A 16026-nucleotide genomic window follows, 5' to 3' on the forward strand; every position below is an offset into this window, starting at 1 on the left:
AAATGAAGAAAGTTCGCGATACGGATTGCCGCGGTCTTGGACACAAAACGCTGAGCGAATTGCGACGTCGGGCCGTTGCGAGGGTGCAAGAGGGACAAAGCCCGGAGGCGGTGGCGAAATCGTTGGGGATCAACCGGACGACGATATACGATTGGCTGGCGCTGTATCGGAAAGGCGGTTGGAGTGCCTTGGAGGCGCGCAAACGCGGCGGTCGCACGCCCAAGCTCGACGGTAAAACGCTGAGATGGCTCCATCGAACGATCACGACGAAGAACCCGCTACAGCTGAAGTTTCCGTTCGCCTTGTGGACCTGCGAGATGATCAGGGAACTGATCAGGCGTCGATTCGGGGTGAAGCTCAGTCGCACCTCAGTCAATCGACTGCTCACCCAGTTGGGATTGAGCGCCCAACGTCCGTTGTGGCGGGCGTATCAACAAAACCCCGAGGCGGTGCGGCGCTGGATGCACGAGGAGTTCCCCGCAATCCGCGAGGAGGCGCGCAAGTGTGGAGCGGAAATCTTCTTCGGAGACGAAGCCGGAGTGCGCTCCGATCATCACGCGGGCACCACCTGGGCAGCGAAGGGCAAGACTCCTGTCGTGACCGGCACAGGCGCCCGTTTCGGCTTCAATATGGTCAGTGCGATCAGCGCCCGAGGGTCCCTGCGCTTCATGGTCGTCGAAGGTTCGGTGGGCGCGGCCACATTCATTGCTTTCCTCAAGCGCTTGCTGCGTGACGTCAGCAAGCCGGTGTTCCTCGTCGTGGATGGGCATCCCTCGCACAAGGCCAGGCTGGTCAGTCGATTCGTCGAGGCGACGAACGGTCGGCTCAAACTGTTTTTGCTCCCCGGTTACAGCCCGGAGCTGAATCCCGACGAGCTCGTGTGGAACAGTCTCAAAAACGGCGAACTCGGCCGGAAGATCCACACGACCAAGGAACAGATGAAGCGCACGGCCATCGCCCACCTGCGCAGACTCCAGAAACTCCCCAACATCATTCGGTCCTATTTTCAGAAACCAAGCACGGCATACGCCGCTTAAAATGTCCCTTCTATTCTGGCCTCCTTAATACGAACGACCAATTAGCCGAGTGCGGAAATCAGCTCCGGCAATGCGTCGAGGAGAACCTCACGGCATTTCTGGAACAGACGAAACGGAAGCAGGGCTTGGATCACCTGATCGATCGAGGGGCATTTTCCTCCCTTCACCAAAAACTCCATGAAGCCAGTAGTGTATTGAGTTTGGGAAGCTACAAGGAGTTTGCCGATGTGCTTCAAAGCGCGTTCACCGTGGATCAACTACGCGAACTCGCATCGGCGGATGAGGTTGATCCCGCCAGGTTCGCCGCTGCCACGAAGGCGGAAAAGAAGGCCAAGGGTGCCCTGATTGGAAAGTTGTATGCCGCCCGGCCACAGCTCCATCAGTGCATCACCGAATTACTATCCGACGCATCCCGCAAGCGCCTCAACGCGCTGAAGCTTCTTGATGAAATTCGCCGCATCAAAGACCGCATCCTAAATCCAGCGTCTCATGCAGGCGCAGCACCCCTCTACAAGAAGGAAGCGGAGGCTGCGGTGAAAGTAATTCAGTCGCTCGACGCAGCTCTTGCAGCAGCCCTCGCGACACTGTGATTCCCATATGAACAAACCCGCCCACTTCTCCGTCGATCCGCGTGTCGCCACGATTTTGGGCGAGAACTATTCATCCAGTGAGCGCGCCCTGCGCGAACTCATCGACAACGCGTGGGACGCCGAGGCCCGCTCCGTGCGAATCACGCTCCCTGCGCCGATGACGACCGATCCCATCATAGTCCAAGACGACGGCAATGGGATGAAGGAGCAGGAGCTTCGCCAAGAGTATCTCAACATCGCCAGTCCCCACATCAGCCGCAAAGGCGACCGCACGCCTAGCCTCAACCGTCTCGTCAAGGGCCGGCGCGGCGTCGGTAAGTTCTCCGGTCTTATCCTCGCCGACGTAATGGAGGTCGTTACCCGCGCAAACGGCACGCAGACCCGAATCACCATTTCCAAATCTGCCTTGTTGGCCGCAGGCAAAGACATCGAACAAGTCCCGCTACCGGTGGAAGCAGAGACCTGTGAGAAGGAGCAGCACGGCACCACGGTAATTCTGAAAAACCTGAATCCACGCCTCAACTTCCCTCAAGCCGACAAGCTCCGCGAGATTCTGGCCTACGATTACGGGCGAGAAAGCGGTATCGAGATTTTCATCAACGGAGACCGAGTTCATCGCCACGAAATCCAAGGAACCAAATTCACCAAGAACTACACCTTGCCCGACGGCAAAACCGCCACCGTGAGCTGGACGGTAAGCGAAAAACCCGTCGCCGCGCGCAACGCCGGCATCGTTCTTCGCGCCGGTGAAAAGGCCATCGGCAAGCCTCATCACTGGGGTTTGGAGCATGAAGAACAACTCACCGATCGTCTGCGCAACCGTGTCGTCGGTGAGGCCAGAATCGAGCCGGAAACCATCGAACTTACCGCCGCGGGCGGAGACGTAATCGAGAGCGACAAGAACTTCGAATACCTCAGCCAGGCCATCAAGGAAGACGTCAAAGCCAGTCTTTCTGAAGTCCATACTGGCGAGGTCAACCTCGCAAAAGCCCGCTGGACACAGTTGATGAAACGGCGTCTGGAAGCTGTTCCCGAGCATCGCCGAGCAATCGCCGAAGACCGTCTTGAAAAACTGATCTCCCGCAGCTATCAGGAGGGCGAAAAGGAGGAGCGTATTACCATCCTCATCAACCTGGTGTTGGATGCTCTGGAAACGGACGAGTATTGGACGGTTTGCAAAGAGGTCGAAGCAGCGGAGAAAGCCGATGTTTTCGTCTTTGCCCAGGCGCTCGACAAATTCGGTTTGGCCGACCTCGCCTTCATCGGCCAGCAAGCGGAACGGCGGCGCACGTATCTGGACAGCTTGGACAAGCTTGCGACCGACGCAGCGACGACCGAAGGCCAGATGCACACGGCACTGCAACACAGCCTCTGGATTTTCGGAAACGAATACAGCCTCATGGCGAGCAATCGCCAGCTCCGCAGTATCGTCCAAGACTTCACGGAGAAAACCTACAAAGGCACGGACGCCACGGACCGCCCCGACCTGCTTCTCGCCGCCAACGTCGAAGGCCGACATCTCCTGATCGAATTCAAGCGTCCATCGATCACCGTTGGCCGTGACGCGGAGAGCCAAGCCATGAAGTATGCCGACACGTTGTCCGGCCAGCTCGGCATCGGCTTGGACATCCTGATCGTTGGCGGCCAGGTGGATCAAAAGCTTCAATCCGACTATTCCGGCAAGCGAACGAAGTTTCTTTCTTACCGTGCCGTGGTCGCCAACGCCCGCACCCAACTCGAATGGCTGCTACGCCAGCTCAATGAGAAACCCTGAGGACATTCTCCGCTAGCTCAGCAACTAGACGATGGATACATTCAAAAAAAAGCTCGTCGTCGAGATGTTGCGAAATCTGGAGCGGTACATGGACGCTGAACAACATGGCTAAGTCCTCCTTCCCGAAGCCCGTCAGCGAGGTCGTTGCCACGTTGGCCGACATCTTCCGTCACCAAGGGAAGGGTGAGCTGGCCGAACTGTGCGAAAGCGCGCATGCGCGCTTTGACGAAACAAACTACGACAACTGGAATGGTGGCACCTACACTTGGGCATTGAGGCTGGTCGTGCCGGTGCCGCTGTTCGCATCGATCGAACCACGTCTGCTTGCGCTTGAGAAAGAAATCGGAGAGAAGCTCTCCCAATTCGGACGTGAATATCCCAACGATCGTCTGGGCGAGGTGACGATCACTCCGATCAGCCCGACAAGTGTGATTTTGGGAAAGCAGATGACTCCTTCCGACGTGGAGGTGCGCAGGCTCTGGCCCGATGGCATGCTCCGCTTGTTTCTGAGTCATTTGGCTGTGCACAAGGTGGCGGTCTCGAAACTGAAAGATGAACTGAAGTCACGGGGAGTCGCGGCCTTTGTTGCTCACGAGGACATCGAACCAAGCTTGGAATGGCGGAACGAAATCGAGTTGGGTTTGCGATCCATGCACGCCTTGGCGGCGCTACTGACCCTTGGTTTCCATGAGAGCAATTGGACTGATCAAGAGATGGGTTGGGCACTAGGCCGAGGCGTGCTTGTGCTGCCTGTGCGTGTCGGGATCGATCCCTACGGTTTCGCCGGGAAATATCAGGGCATCAGTGGTTCTCTTGAGCAACCAGCGGTTCTCGCTTCGAGCATCGTCGAGGTTTTGCTGGCCAACAATCAAACGCACGGCGAAATGCGCCGGGCACTCGTAGCGAGTTTCACAAACGCCAGATCGTTTCAGATGGCGAAATCACTCCGCGCCTTGGTGGTGCAAGTTCAAGATTTCACCGACGAAGAGAAAGAAGCTCTCCGCAAGGCGTGCGTGAACAACGAACAGGTGAAGGGCGCGTTCGGCGTCACAGAAGCTATTTATAGAGCGTTTGGAAAACCGACTGACGTGAAAACTTCCGATGCGTCCGACGTTTCTTTCTAAACTACATCCTCGCGCAATCGAGGAGCTTGATAACTTTCTCAGGTGTCGCGTTTCCGATTTCCATTCAGGGCAAATGCCTTTCCCCGCGTTCGAGTCTGCGTCTCGCACTCCCCATTCCAGCGGGGACACCCCGCAACGCCCCGATGTCGGCTGATGCCGGGGATTTCCAGCGCGAGCGTTCAGGTTCATCACTCCGGCGCTTCCGCTCAGGGTCCGGCTCACGGCCATTCGCTGCGGTCTGGGACGGCTTGGGTTTCCGCGCTCACGGCCGCCTCTGGCGATTCATCGTCCGAGCAGGACCACTCGCCAGGATCGCTCTCGTCGCGCCGTTGTTCGTCGTGCGCCCGCCGTAGCGGGCACCCGCGCTCCTCACCCGTCCTGCCGCAGAACCGGCATCGGGGGCCCTCGCCAATGCTTCGGCCATTTTCGCGCTAACGCACTTCATCACGGATCTTCTTCTAGCGAAGCCACACCCTGAGGGCTGCCTCATGATAGCACCTGCGGCAGCCGGCGGGCACACGTACTCCCTCGTTTCTCTCACTCTCGGCGAAGTGGTCCAACTCAACAACCCCGCCAGCGTTGCCGACTACCTGCGTTCTGCCTTCGACGAGAAGCCGATGCAGGAGGCGTTCTAATGCGTCCATCTCGACCGCAAGAACCACCCCATCGGCCGTCATCTCGTCACCCTCGGCACGGCCACGTCGACCCGGGTGGCCCCCCGTGAAGTCTTCCGGGGCGCCATCCTCGCCAGCGCCACGGCCCTCGTGGTTGCCCACAACCATCCCTCCGGCGACCCGCCTCTCAGCGCCGCCGACATCCAGATGACACGCCACCTTCGGGAAGCCGCCAAGGTGATCGACATCGACCTCATCGACCACGTCATCGTGGGCGACGCGAAGGCCGCCCCGCAGAAAATCGGCCACTATTCCTTCCGCGCCGCGGGCCTCTTGTGAGGCCCTTTTTTCGGACGACGTCCGCGATTCCGGCGAGCGGATCGCGCGTTGACTCAGGCCCCGGTCTCGCGATGGTCCCTCAACACGGGCCAGCCGCCCCGGGGGAAACCTCGGGGCGGAAGTTTTTTATATCCGGTGCCCGTCCGCGTGATTGAAAACTGAATGATAGTTCAAACTCGGTTTGAACTACCACGATTTTATCAATCAGGCGGAGCGTTTCTGCGCCGCCGCACGCTCGGGGTGCTCGAAAGCATCCGCGAAGTCTTCCATGTCGCGATCCGACATCCCCAAGGCTCGCCCGGCCTCGCGCCATCCGGCCACGGCGCGCTCGACTTCACCCAAGATTGCTTTCCCCCGCGGAAGCGACAGTCGGAAGTAGGCAATCACGGACATCAAAGCCTCGACCGTCGCCTCCGGACCGGTGTCGGCCGACACCCAAGTCTTCAACTCACGCGCCCGGTCCGGAAACGGATTGAGATCGAAAGCCGGAGCGAGCCGCCAAAGGCCGCGCTCCGCGTGGAGGAAGCCATGATTGCGGAGGTGATCGTCCACGTTGGTGATGAGGATCGAAAAGGCCATTCGCCGCCACAGCTCCTCGATATCGGTTTGAGCCGCCGCCCCATTCATGCGGAGAGCATCCACAATTTCCGTGTAGCTGTGTTCCTGGGCGCCGGCGGATTCCACGCCGAGGAGCGTCGCGGCCGAAACATACATCAAACGCCGGCCATCGAGTGTCCGGTCGAAGCGGCGAATCAAGGCGACGGGCACGCCATCGTTGTCTACGATTCGCGCAGCGGCGACGTTGAGTCCGGCAGCCTTCGCCAAGGTCATGGCGAGCACCTCGCCCTTCGTGACCGCGCGTTCGTCCTGCACGCTTGGAAACTTCCCAATCGCCAGCATCCCGTCGTCATCCACCACGGAGCACTTCGGTCGCAAGCCACCAAGCGAGGTGCCGCGGCCCCGCAGGTAAGCGAGATCGGCGGCGGTCTCTGTTTCGGTTTCCACCGCGCGCGAGGCGCTCATCAGTTGCTGCAATTCCAGCAGCGGTGGGGCGGTGCGACGTGCCGGCTCTGAGGCGCGCTGAAACACGCCGGCCTCATCGCGAAAGCGCAGCGCCCCGCCGCGACTGCCGTCGTCCACGGCCAGTAGGAAATCGACGGCATTGAGCTGGGCCGATGCGGCTTCAGCTCCCGCGCGCTTGGCCGCCTGGCGTCGCTTCGCGTGGTCGCGCAGGATGACGCGCCGGCCCCAACCATCCGGTTCCGTGTCGGCAATTGCCGCGTGAAACACGGAACCTTCCGCCGTCTTTCGATGAAACTGCGAGCCGGTGACGAGCGGCAGATTCGGTTCGAGGGCGAAACGGTCTGCGGCAGCGAGCCAGGTTTCGTCGTAAACGAAAGCCGCATGCTCCCGCGCGCCGCTCTGATCGTAATGCAGGGCGCCGACGAGACGGCCCTCGTTGCCGAGGAAGACTTGGAGAGTGCGTTTCATGACGAAGTCGGAGTTGTCTTGACGCGCACGCGTTTCGGCAATCGGGCTTCATCCAATTGAAGGCCCACGTCGTCGCGTTTGGGATCGACCAACTCGCCGAGGGCGTTGCCGAGACCCAGGACAAAGAGGGCCATCGCGTAAGCACCCATCGCCACGGTCGGGTCGCCCTTCTCGACCCGGCGATAGGTATTCGTGGCCACGCCCATCCGTTCCACCATCATGGCGACGGTGAAGTGGCGTTTACGGCGTGCCGTGGCCAGATCCTGCCCCAGCTTGGCCAAGGCACGGCGGGTCGGCGGCGGCAGGAGGTCATGGAGAGAGGAGCGCATGTTAAAAGGCTATGGATGGACTCTTACAGGATTTAATGAGCAATACATTGATATTTATGTGGGGAATGTCGAGAGCGATTCTGCGCTGGCGGTTAGGCGGCGGCAGGACGTTTGAGCAGAGCAGGTTGCGGCGGCGTAACGTTCTTTTCGGCCGGCAGGCGGCCGAGGAGTTCATCCCGGATGTGCCGCCAGGTCGAATCCTCCATTGCGACCAATTTCGCCCGCAGCTCGCCGAGATTGAAGGCCTCGGCCGGTTGCGCCGAGCGGTCCTGTTGCACCGCGCCGCGCGTTGGTTGTCGCGTTTCATCTTTCGGATTGAAGAAACCCGCTGCCTTCATGACGCGGCGCACCCGATCGGTGAGATGATCAGCGTTGAGGCGGTAGTGCGCCTCCAATTCCGGAAAGGCATAGACCGGCAGACGCGGCGCGGGCTTCGCCAACGCCTTTTCGAGCAAGCTGCGCTGGAGCGGGAAGATCGGGATTTCCACCGTCTCGCCTGTCTTTGCCGTTTTCACGGTCACGAAGCCGCCTTCGAGATCGACCGAGCTGCGCAATCACGTTTGCGTTCGCAAACCTATTCGGCGTGCTGCTCGCGGATGGAATCCAGTGCTCGCGCCACCGCAGCGCGGGCTCGCGGGGTCGGAATGCGCCGCAACCAACCTTGCACTTCCTTCCACCGCAGTCCCTTCAAGTTTGTCTCCGGCAGACTTCCGGTAACGGCGCTGCGATTCATGGCCGCGAAGTAGGCGAAATCGAAGATCGCCTTTTCGGGCGAGGCGACAAATCCATCCACGCTGGGATCGTAGTCGTAGCCGCCGAAAGGCTCAGGCTTGATGCGGTGCAGGGCGATGCGGGCTCCGAGCATTTCCACTTCACCCGGCCGCCCCAAGGTCACGGCAAATTGTGTCTGAGGAATTTGCTGAATCCGGTTGTGCAACCGCAAAGCAGACCAACCGGAGAGATATGCCTGATAGGGATCGGCCGCGGCCGTGACGAGGCTACCGGGCTTGAAGGAGGTCGCGCCGGGGAGCCAGGTTCCCCTTTTCAACGACGTGCTCAATCCATCTTGGAGCGGAATGTCCCGAACTGGTGAAGGCTCCATCGATCTGCGTCGACTACGTCATTGCCCACGAGGTCTGCCACCTGAAACACCCGCACCACGACCGGAGTTTCTTTCGGCTACTGGACCAGGTCTGTCCGAACTGGAGGCAGACAAAGGCCCGTTTGGAGGAACAGTAGCCGATCCACACGGGTGCCATCCACGCATTTTCGGTCCTCCGCCCCCAATTCTTCTCCCCCAAAAATCCCACGACCCCCGCACTCACGTCCGCCTCGAACCTCAATCCGAACAAATCCGCGCAATCCAAGGACATGCCCTTTTTCCTGCCCCGCAGTCGACCCCGCGTCTCAAAGCCATGATCCAAACCGGCGGATGTAGATGCGCTTCACAAACTGCGTCAGCAGGCAGTAGGCGGGCAGGACCAATGCGAGATAGATGAAGAATCCGCCCGGTAGCGCCTGCATGTGAAGCGGGGCCGCCAGGAACGAATACGGCAGCGCAACCCCCGCCAGCATCACCAGCGCAGTTGTCACCAGGACAATGGGCGCCGCCGTGCTCTGGATGAACGGCACTCGCTCGGTCCGGATCATGTGCACGATCGATGTCTGCGTCAGCAGGCCCACCACAAACCATCCGGATTGAAACAGCGCCTGCTGATCGGGAGTGTTCGCGCCAAACACCGTCCACATCACCCGGAAAGTGATCATGTCGAAGATGGAACTTATCGGTCCGATCCAGAACATGAAGCTCGCGATCGATCCCGCATTCCACTGCCGGGGCTGCCGGATGAACTCCGCATCCATGCGGTCCCAGGGAATCGCCACCTGGGAAATGTCATAGAGCAGGTTCTGCACGAGGAGCTGCGCCGCCAGCATCGGCAGGAACGGGAGGAATGCGCTCGCAACCAGCACGCTCAGCACATTGCCGAAATTCGAACTCGCCGTCATCTTCACGTACTTGATCACATTGCCAAACGTGCGGCGCCCCTCGACCACGCCGCGCTCGAGCACCAGCAGGCTCTTCTCCAGCAGGATGATGTCGGCGGCCTCCTTGGCGACGTCCACCGCCGTGTCGACGGATATGCCGACATCCGCCTCGCGCAGCGCCGTCGCGTCATTTATGCCGTCCCCCATGAAGCCCACGGTGTGCCCGAGCGACTTCAGCACCCGCACCACGCGCGCCTTCTGGAGCGGCGACAGCTTGGCGAAAACCGTCGTGCGCTCCGCCACATCAGCGAGCGCAGCGTCGTCGAGCGACTCGATGTCGCCTCCCATCGCTATGTTGTCCGCGGCGAGTCCGACGGTCCTGCAGATCTTCCGGGCGACGATTGCGTTGTCGCCCGTGAGGATCTTCACCGCGACACCATGCTCCGCCAGCAGCCGGAGCGCCTCGGCGGTCGATTCCTTCGGCGGATCGAGAAACGCGACAAACCCCGAGAATACGAGTTCGCTCTCGTCCTTGATTGTGACTCCTGCACTGCCTCGCAGTTTCCTGTACCCCACGGCAACAACGCGAAGGCCGTCCTCGTTCAACTGATCACGCAGGCGTTTCAGCCGGGTGACTGAATCGTCATCGAGCGGAACGACGCGCCCTTCGTCCTCCAACTGCGTCGAGATCTCCAGCATCTCCTCGACCGCCCCCTTGCAGTAGAGCACCGGATCCTCCCTGCCCCGCTGAAGCACGACCGACATCCGCCTGCGCACGAAATCAAACGGGATCTCGTCCTCCTTGCGCCAGAGCTTCGCCATCTCCCGCAGGCCAAGGCTCTCGGCGCGATCGATCACCGCGCGATCCAGCAGGTTTTTCAGTCCCGTCTGGAAAAGGCTGTTCAGGTAGGCGTGTTCCAGGACCCGCGCGCTTTCCGCGCCGTGCGGATCGATGTGCCGGATGAGCACCACCTTGTCCTGCGTCAGCGTGCCGGTCTTGTCGGTGCACAGCACATCCATGGCGCCGAACCCCTGGATCGCGTGCAGCCGCTTGACGATCGTCTTCTGCCGGGCCAGCGCGATCGCTCCGCGCGCGAGATTCGCGTTCACGATCATCGGCAGCATTTCAGGCGTCAGACCGACGGCGATCGCCACCGCAAACAGCAGCGCCTCCAGCCAGTCGTGCTTCAGAATGCCGTTCAGCAGGAACACCGCCGGGGCCATCACGAGCATGAACCGGATCAGCAGCCAGCTGACATTCCTCACGCCGCGGTCAAAGGCGGTCATCGGGCGCCGCCCGCCCAGCTTCTCCGCCATCGACCCGAAAAATGTGCGGTTGCCCGTTGTCAGCACCAGGGCTCGGCCCGTGCCGCTCACGATGCTCGTCCCCATGAAGAGCAGGTTCGGCGAGTCGAGCACGTCCGCGGGCAGCCCCTCCGCCGCAGCCGCTGAGTTGGGTCGGCTCTGGCGGCCGGGTTCATATTTTTCAACGGGCATGGCCTCGCCCGTGAGCGCGGCCTGCGTCACAAACATGTCGCGCGATTCCAGCAGCCGCAGGTCAGCCGGCACCATGTCTCCGGCGGACAGGACAACAATGTCCCCGGGGGCGATCTCCGACGTCGCAACCTCGTAGGCCGTGGGATCCAGCGGAGCGGTAGCGACCCGGCCGGCGGGCGGTTTTCCGCGGCGGCGCAACGTCGCTTCCGTGCGGACGAGCCTGCGCAGCGACTCCGCCTGAACGAGCGATTTCATTTCCTGCCAGAATCGCAGCCCGACGCTCAGCACGATCATCGTCACCATCACGACGACGGCTTTCAGGTCACCCGTGAAATACGAGATGACGCCAAGCGCCGCGAGCACGCCGTTGAACGGATGCCGGATCGCCGCCCACAGCACCCGCGGCCAACCAGGAGGCTTCTGGCTAGAAATCTCATTCGGGCCGACATCCGCCAGCCGACGCTCCGCCTCCTCCCAGGGGAGGCCCTCCAGCCCGGACTCCATGCGCTGGAGAATCGCCGACTGTTCAAGTTCCGCGGCATCGCGCAGGCTTTCGAAGCTGGCGACAGCAGATGCGGAGGCATTTGGCATGCGGACTGGCCAAGAAATCAAAACCCAACCCCGGGTCAATGCCGGGCCGCCCCGGATCCAAACTTCGCGAATTTTGCGGGTGGGGTTTTCCCTGGGCGTTGCCCAGGGCTGGCATAGTGTGCCCCGTTGGGGCGGAGAGTCTTCGTTGAAGGTGCTGACACCCTGGGTATTGCCACGGGGCGAAAATGGTGTGCCTGTTGCGGCGGAGATTTTGCGCTGAAGGTGCTGACTGCGCCCTACCATGACAACGCCATTGCTCGCGCTGAAGGCGCAACCCACGCCAGCCCATGGCAGCGCCATGGGTTCTTGACGTGGATACAATCTTGAGCCCTGAAGGGGCGGCACAACGGCACGGCGTGGCGTCCGGAGTTGGGTCGCCCTTTCAGGGCTCGAATCATAGTCAGAATTCCCCTGGGCGTTGCCCAGGGCTGGCATAATGTGCCCCGTTGGGGCGGAAATTTTGCGCTGAAGGCGCAACCCACGCCAGCCCATGGCAGCGCCATGGGTTCTTGACGTGGATACAATCTTGAGCCCTGAAGGGGCGGCACAACGGCAGGCGCGTCCAGAGTTGGGTCGCCCTTTCAGGGCTCGAATCATGAGAATCGGGAATTCCCCTGGGCGTTGCCCAGGGCTGGCATAATGTGCCCCGTTGGGGCGGAAATTTTGCGCTGAAGGCGCACCCCACGCCAGCCCATGGCAGCGCCATGGGTTCTTGACGTGGATACAATCTTGAGCCCTGAAGGGGCGGCACAACGGCACCAGACAGAATCCGACCTCAGAACATCTGCCGTCGGGCGACTGAAACGCCGCGAGCAGGGTCGATCCCGGAATTTTGCATTGCGCTGATCGCCCTGCCGGCAAGCGTGTCCTGGTCTAGCGCGAACTCGTGCGCGACCGGACAGCTCATTTCAACCACCGTACCGGACATCTCAAAGGCCTGATCGCCATGCGACAAGCACTCCAGTCCAAGTCTCTCTGCTGCCCGCAGGTTTTCCGCACACGGACAACTGCCGGAGCGGAATGAAGAGCATCCTCGATTTCAACCGGGCGCGCCAGGAAGGGCGGCCCATCGTGATGACCACGGCCTACGATGCCGCGATGGCGCGCATCGTTGCGGCATCGGAGGCGGACGCCATTCTCGTCGGCGACAGCGCCGCCATGGTCGTGCACGGGCTGCCTTCGACCGTGCATGCCACCCTGGAGATGATGGTCCTCCACACCGCCGCCGTGCGCCGGGGGGCGCCGGATCGGGTCATCGTGGCGGACATGCCTTTTCTCACCTTCCGCCACGGGAAAACAGTGGCGACGCGAGCCGCGGGCGCCCTGATGCAGGCGGGCGCCACGGCGTTGAAACTGGAGGGAGTCGCGGGCCATGAGGACGTGATTCTCCACCTCGTGGGCAGCGGCATCCCGGTCATGGGCCACCTCGGGCTCACCCCGCAGTCGGTCAATCAGATCGGCGGCTACCGGCTGCAGGGTCGCTCGGAGGCCGAAGCCGCGCGCCTGCTGGCCGATGCCCGGCGGTTGGAGGAACTCGGGGCCTTCTCGCTGGTGCTTGAATGCGTGCCGGCGGCATTGGCGGCCGACATCACCGGCCGGCTGCGGATCCCGACAATCGGCATCGGCGCCGGCGGCGGCACCTCCGGGCAGGTGCTGGTCTTGAACGATCTGCTCGGGCTCGATGCCGGATTCCGCCCGCGATTTGCACGCCGTTACCTCGACGGGCACGGCGCGGTGCTCGCGGCCATCAACGAGTACGCGCGGGACGTGCGCGGCGCTCGTTTTCCGGCCCGCGAGGAGGTCCTGGCATGAGGGTGCATCTCAGTCTGAAGGAATGGCGGGCGGTGCGCGACGGGGCGGACTATGCCGGTCGGTCGCTCGGTTTCGTGCCAACGATGGGCGCCCTGCATGCCGGGCATCGTTCCTTGGCGGCGCGGGCGCGCGCGGAGAATGATCGCGTGGTGCTGAGCATTTTCGTGAACCCGACCCAGTTCAATGATCCGTCGGATCTCGCCAAGTATCCGCGGACGCTCGAGGCCGACCTCGCCCTGGCCGCAGGGCTGGTCGATGACGTGATCGTGCCGCCGGTGGCCGAACTTTATCCGGACGGCTACACCTACCGCGTGACCGAAGACAGGATGAGCCGCGAACTGGAGGGCGCGTATCGCCCCGGGCACTTTGACGGCGTGCTGACCGTGGTGCTCAAGCTGCTTAACACGGTTCAGGCGACGCGCGCCTATTTCGGCGAGAAGGACTGGCAGCAACTGCGACTGGTCGAGGGCATGGCGCGTGCGCTTTTGCTGGGGGTGGAGATCGTGCCCTGCCCGACGGTGCGCGATCCCGACGGCCTTGCCCTGAGCTCGCGCAACCGTAGGCTCTCGCATCCGGCTCGGATGCGCGCCGCGCAATTTCCCGCGATCCTGCGGGAGGCCGACAGCGCGGCGGGTGCTGTCGCGGCGCTCGAAGCGGCGGGCTTCGGTGTCGACTATGTGGAGGATCGCGAAGGCATGCGCCTCGGCGCTGTTCGCATCGAAAACGTGAGGCTCATCGACAATGTCCGCCTCTGATCAAAACTGCGACAGACCGGCGGCAGCGGCCGCAACGCCGCCGGCCAGCCATGTTGCCACTCGCGCGGGCATTTCAGCAAACCGTCCCGCTCAGCTCCTGATCGTTTTCACCGGCTCCATCGCGGCCTACAAGGGCTGCGAGGTCGTCTCGCGCCTCGTGCAGCGCGGACACCGCGTGCGCTGCGTCGCCACACCGTCGGCGCTGAAATTCATCGGCCCAGCCACGTTGGAGGGGCTGACGGGCGCGGTCGTGATGAGCGACGCCTTCGCCCCCGGCGCCGCGCTGGAGCACGTCAACCTCACCCGCTGGGCTGACGCCGTGCTGGTTTGTCCGGCCACGGCGAACACTCTGAATCGTTTTGCCGCGGGTCTGGCCGACGATCTCGCCGGTGCGCTTTTTCTGGCGCATGACCGCAACAAACCCTGGCTCATGGCTCCGGCGATGAACCCGGCGATGTGGACGCACCCGGCCACGGTCGAATCAATCGCCAGGCTCCGCGGTTGGGGCGTGCGTTTCATCGATCCCGCCGCCGGTCGGACCGCCTGCGGGGAAACCGGCGAGGGGCGGCTGGCCGAGCCCGACCAGATCGTAGCCGCATTGGAGGCCGCCCTCGCCAGGCCGACGCGGAAACTGCGCGTGCTCATCACAGCCGGGGGCACGGTCGAGCCGGTGGACGCCGTGCGCGTGCTGACCAACACCAGCACGGGTGCCACCGGGGCGTTGATCGCGGTGCACCTGGCCCACGCCAGTCACGAAGTGGTGCTCCTGCGCGCCCAAGGCGCGGTCGCCGCCGAGGGGCCGTGCCGCGAGGAGACCTTTCTAACGTTCACCGAATTGGAAAGCGGACTGCGCCGGCTTCTGACGACGGAATCTTTTGACGCGGTGGTCCACGCCGCGGCGGTGAGTGACTATGGCGTGGACACGGTGGAGATGTCCGATGGCGGCGCGCCGCTGACCGCCGGACCGGGCGGAAAGATCGCCTCGGGTGGCGCGCCAGTGCTCAAGCTGCGCGCGAATCCGCGGCTGGTGGACGGCTTGCGCGGGCTCAGTCGCACGCCTTTCACTCTGGTGGCTTTCAAGCTCACCCACGGCGCAAACCGACAGCAGGCGGACGAGGCGGTGCAGCGTCTCTTTGCCCACTCCAAGGCGGACCTCGTGGTGCACAACGATCTTACCACCCGCAGCGCCGACGGCCGCTTCCCCGCCGACATCCTGCGTCCCGATGGCACGGTGGCGGCGCATTGTCCCGACCGTGCGACGCTGGCGGCGGAACTCACCCGCCTGCTGGAGAACCGGAGCGAATAGGATTGTCCCCTCTCCTTCGAATCACCGCCATCTGTCATCCATTCCCATGCTCATCACACTTGAGCCGTGACAGGAGAAGCGAATGGCAATCGGGTGAAAGAATGAGCGCTGAAGGCGCTAGACACGGCAGCCCAAGGCAACGCATGCGGATCCCCGACCTTCCGACAATCCGAGCTCTGAAGGGGCGGCACAAACCTCGACAACCAAGTGCGCGGTCGGGCCAGTCCCCTCAAACTCGAGGCAGTCGGATTTGACCTCATCTTCAACATCATGTTAAACTCCGGCATGAAAACAATCACCATGGTTGCTCTGCGCACGGACTCGGAGCGAATCGTGAAGGATCTGCGCCGGGGTGTTCGCATGACGCTCAGCTACCGGGGAAAGCCGCTGGCCGAACTCGTTCCGCTGTCCGGGGAGGCAGCGCCCGACCCTCTGGAGGCGCTCGACCTGGGCGAGCGCAGCCATGGCGCATGTCATTCAGGGGCGAATTGAGCCCATTGGGCGGGACGAAGCCGAGCTGGCCGCCCAACTTTTCAACGCCAGTGGACGAAAGCGTGCCATGCGTTACGACTGCCTGATCGCAGCCTGCGCCATCCTAGGAAAAGCCGCACTGGCAACGAACAACCGCAAGGATTTCACGGCACTCGTACCGCATGGCCTGCTGCTGGCTGTGTAGCAAGATGCATCCACCTCATGGTTGCCCTTCATCTTTACCTCTCTCTACCGATAAATGTTAGAAGTAAGGACTGACCCTATAGAGCCTTGCCTTAGAAGTGAGGAC

At 62.2% G+C, this 16026-nt stretch carries 18 protein-coding genes; 12 read left to right on the forward strand and 6 right to left on the reverse strand.

Features of this window, described 5'->3' with window-relative positions:
* Positions 1–2: 2 nt before the first annotated feature.
* Positions 3–1037: an IS630 family transposase gene (locus HS122_12240; GenBank protein ID MBE7539169.1), complete on the forward strand. Its 1035-nt coding sequence runs from the start codon at positions 3–5 to the stop codon at positions 1035–1037.
* Between the two features lie 41 nt (positions 1038–1078).
* Here the strand turns inward: HS122_12240 and HS122_12245 are convergent, their stop codons facing one another.
* Positions 1079–1216, reverse strand: a complete 138-nt coding sequence (locus HS122_12245) for a hypothetical protein (GenBank protein ID MBE7539170.1) — start codon at positions 1214–1216, stop codon at positions 1079–1081.
* A gap of 15 nt (positions 1217–1231) precedes the next feature.
* Between HS122_12245 and HS122_12250 the strand changes: the two genes are divergently transcribed.
* The 5 genes from HS122_12250 (at position 1232) to HS122_12270 (ending at position 5478) form a co-directional block, all read left to right on the forward strand.
* Entirely contained in the window at positions 1232–1627 is a 396-nt protein-coding gene (locus HS122_12250) for a hypothetical protein (protein ID MBE7539171.1), read from the forward strand.
* 7 nt (positions 1628–1634) lie between these two features.
* Positions 1635–3401, forward strand: a complete 1767-nt coding sequence (locus HS122_12255; GenBank protein ID MBE7539172.1) for an ATP-binding protein — start codon at positions 1635–1637, stop codon at positions 3399–3401.
* A 446-nt stretch (positions 3402–3847) separates the two neighbouring features.
* Positions 3848–4525 carry a toll/interleukin-1 receptor domain-containing protein gene (locus tag HS122_12260; protein ID MBE7539173.1) on the forward strand — a complete coding sequence of 226 codons (678 nt, stop codon included), beginning with the start codon at positions 3848–3850 and terminating at the stop codon, positions 4523–4525.
* Between the two features lie 488 nt (positions 4526–5013).
* Positions 5014–5160: a hypothetical protein gene (locus HS122_12265; GenBank protein ID MBE7539174.1), complete on the forward strand. Its 147-nt coding sequence runs from the start codon at positions 5014–5016 to the stop codon at positions 5158–5160.
* Between the two features lie 30 nt (positions 5161–5190).
* Entirely contained in the window at positions 5191–5478 is a 288-nt protein-coding gene (locus HS122_12270) for a hypothetical protein (GenBank protein ID MBE7539175.1), read from the forward strand.
* Between the two features lie 204 nt (positions 5479–5682).
* Here HS122_12270 and HS122_12275 read toward each other — a convergent pair whose 3' ends face one another.
* The 4 genes from HS122_12275 to HS122_12290 all read right to left on the reverse strand — a co-directional run bounded on the left by HS122_12275 (position 5683) and on the right by HS122_12290 (position 8193).
* Positions 5683–6969 (reverse strand): type II toxin-antitoxin system HipA family toxin, encoded by a 1287-nt coding sequence (locus HS122_12275; protein ID MBE7539176.1) that lies wholly within the window; start codon positions 6967–6969, stop codon positions 5683–5685.
* A complete protein-coding gene (locus HS122_12280; GenBank protein ID MBE7539177.1) occupies positions 6966–7298 on the reverse strand; it encodes a hypothetical protein in 333 nt (110 codons plus the stop codon). The genes HS122_12275 and HS122_12280 overlap by 4 nt, the downstream gene beginning before the upstream one ends.
* A 92-nt stretch (positions 7299–7390) precedes the next feature.
* Positions 7391–7852: a hypothetical protein gene (locus tag HS122_12285; GenBank protein ID MBE7539178.1), complete on the reverse strand. Its 462-nt coding sequence runs from the start codon at positions 7850–7852 to the stop codon at positions 7391–7393.
* A 20-nt stretch (positions 7853–7872) separates the two neighbouring features.
* A complete protein-coding gene (locus HS122_12290) occupies positions 7873–8193 on the reverse strand; it encodes a hypothetical protein (protein MBE7539179.1) in 321 nt (106 codons plus the stop codon).
* Positions 8194–8357: 164 nt separating this feature from the next.
* Between HS122_12290 and HS122_12295 the strand changes: the two genes are divergently transcribed.
* Entirely contained in the window at positions 8358–8537 is a 180-nt protein-coding gene (locus HS122_12295) for a M48 family metallopeptidase (GenBank protein MBE7539180.1), read from the forward strand.
* Between the two features lie 168 nt (positions 8538–8705).
* Here the strand turns inward: HS122_12295 and mgtA are convergent, their stop codons facing one another.
* A complete protein-coding gene (gene mgtA / locus HS122_12300; GenBank protein MBE7539181.1) occupies positions 8706–11372 on the reverse strand; it encodes a magnesium-translocating P-type ATPase in 2667 nt (888 codons plus the stop codon).
* 1020 nt (positions 11373–12392) lie between these two features.
* On the opposite strand from mgtA, the gene panB reads away from it, so the two are divergent.
* The 5 genes from panB (at position 12393) to HS122_12325 (ending at position 15921) form a co-directional block, all read left to right on the forward strand.
* Positions 12393–13184: a 3-methyl-2-oxobutanoate hydroxymethyltransferase gene (gene panB, locus HS122_12305; GenBank protein ID MBE7539182.1), complete on the forward strand. Its 792-nt coding sequence runs from the start codon at positions 12393–12395 to the stop codon at positions 13182–13184.
* Positions 13181–13939, forward strand: coding sequence for a pantoate--beta-alanine ligase (gene panC / locus HS122_12310; GenBank protein ID MBE7539183.1), 759 nt, complete (start codon positions 13181–13183; stop codon positions 13937–13939). Before panB ends, panC begins: the two co-directional genes overlap by 4 nt.
* The gene (coaBC, locus tag HS122_12315) at positions 13926–15245 is read left to right on the forward strand and encodes a bifunctional phosphopantothenoylcysteine decarboxylase/phosphopantothenate--cysteine ligase CoaBC (protein MBE7539184.1); all 1320 of its coding nucleotides are present in this window, start codon (positions 13926–13928) and stop codon (positions 15243–15245) included. The genes panC and coaBC overlap by 14 nt, the downstream gene beginning before the upstream one ends.
* Before the next feature lie 285 nt (positions 15246–15530).
* Positions 15531–15737, forward strand: a complete 207-nt coding sequence (locus HS122_12320) for a hypothetical protein (GenBank protein MBE7539185.1) — start codon at positions 15531–15533, stop codon at positions 15735–15737.
* A complete protein-coding gene (locus HS122_12325; protein ID MBE7539186.1) occupies positions 15709–15921 on the forward strand; it encodes a hypothetical protein in 213 nt (70 codons plus the stop codon). Before HS122_12320 ends, HS122_12325 begins: the two co-directional genes overlap by 29 nt.
* Positions 15922–16026 lie beyond the last annotated feature (105 nt).

Source organism: Opitutaceae bacterium (genome assembly GCA_015075305.1).
Taxonomy (GTDB): Bacteria; Verrucomicrobiota; Verrucomicrobiia; order Opitutales; family Opitutaceae; genus UBA6669.

Bases quoted from the DNA above. Each gene is read 5' to 3' on its own strand.
- HS122_12240 (MBE7539169.1), top strand. From the start codon at position 3: ATGAAGAAAGTTCGCGATACGGATTGCCGCGGTCTTGGACACAAAACG.
- HS122_12245 (MBE7539170.1), bottom strand. From the start codon at position 1,216: ATGGAGTTTTTGGTGAAGGGAGGAAAATGCCCCTCGATCGATCAGGTG.
- HS122_12255 (MBE7539172.1), top strand. From the start codon at position 1,635: ATGAACAAACCCGCCCACTTCTCCGTCGATCCGCGTGTCGCCACGATT.
- HS122_12260 (MBE7539173.1), top strand. From the start codon at position 3,848: ATGACTCCTTCCGACGTGGAGGTGCGCAGGCTCTGGCCCGATGGCATG.
- HS122_12265 (MBE7539174.1), top strand. From the start codon at position 5,014: ATGATAGCACCTGCGGCAGCCGGCGGGCACACGTACTCCCTCGTTTCT.
- HS122_12275 (MBE7539176.1), bottom strand. From the start codon at position 6,969: ATGAAACGCACTCTCCAAGTCTTCCTCGGCAACGAGGGCCGTCTCGTC.
- HS122_12280 (MBE7539177.1), bottom strand. From the start codon at position 7,298: ATGCGCTCCTCTCTCCATGACCTCCTGCCGCCGCCGACCCGCCGTGCC.
- mgtA (MBE7539181.1), bottom strand. From the start codon at position 11,372: ATGCCAAATGCCTCCGCATCTGCTGTCGCCAGCTTCGAAAGCCTGCGC.
- panB (MBE7539182.1), top strand. From the start codon at position 12,393: ATGAAGAGCATCCTCGATTTCAACCGGGCGCGCCAGGAAGGGCGGCCC.
- panC (MBE7539183.1), top strand. From the start codon at position 13,181: ATGAGGGTGCATCTCAGTCTGAAGGAATGGCGGGCGGTGCGCGACGGG.
- coaBC (MBE7539184.1), top strand. From the start codon at position 13,926: ATGTCCGCCTCTGATCAAAACTGCGACAGACCGGCGGCAGCGGCCGCA.
- HS122_12320 (MBE7539185.1), top strand. From the start codon at position 15,531: ATGAAAACAATCACCATGGTTGCTCTGCGCACGGACTCGGAGCGAATC.
- HS122_12325 (MBE7539186.1), top strand. From the start codon at position 15,709: ATGGCGCATGTCATTCAGGGGCGAATTGAGCCCATTGGGCGGGACGAA.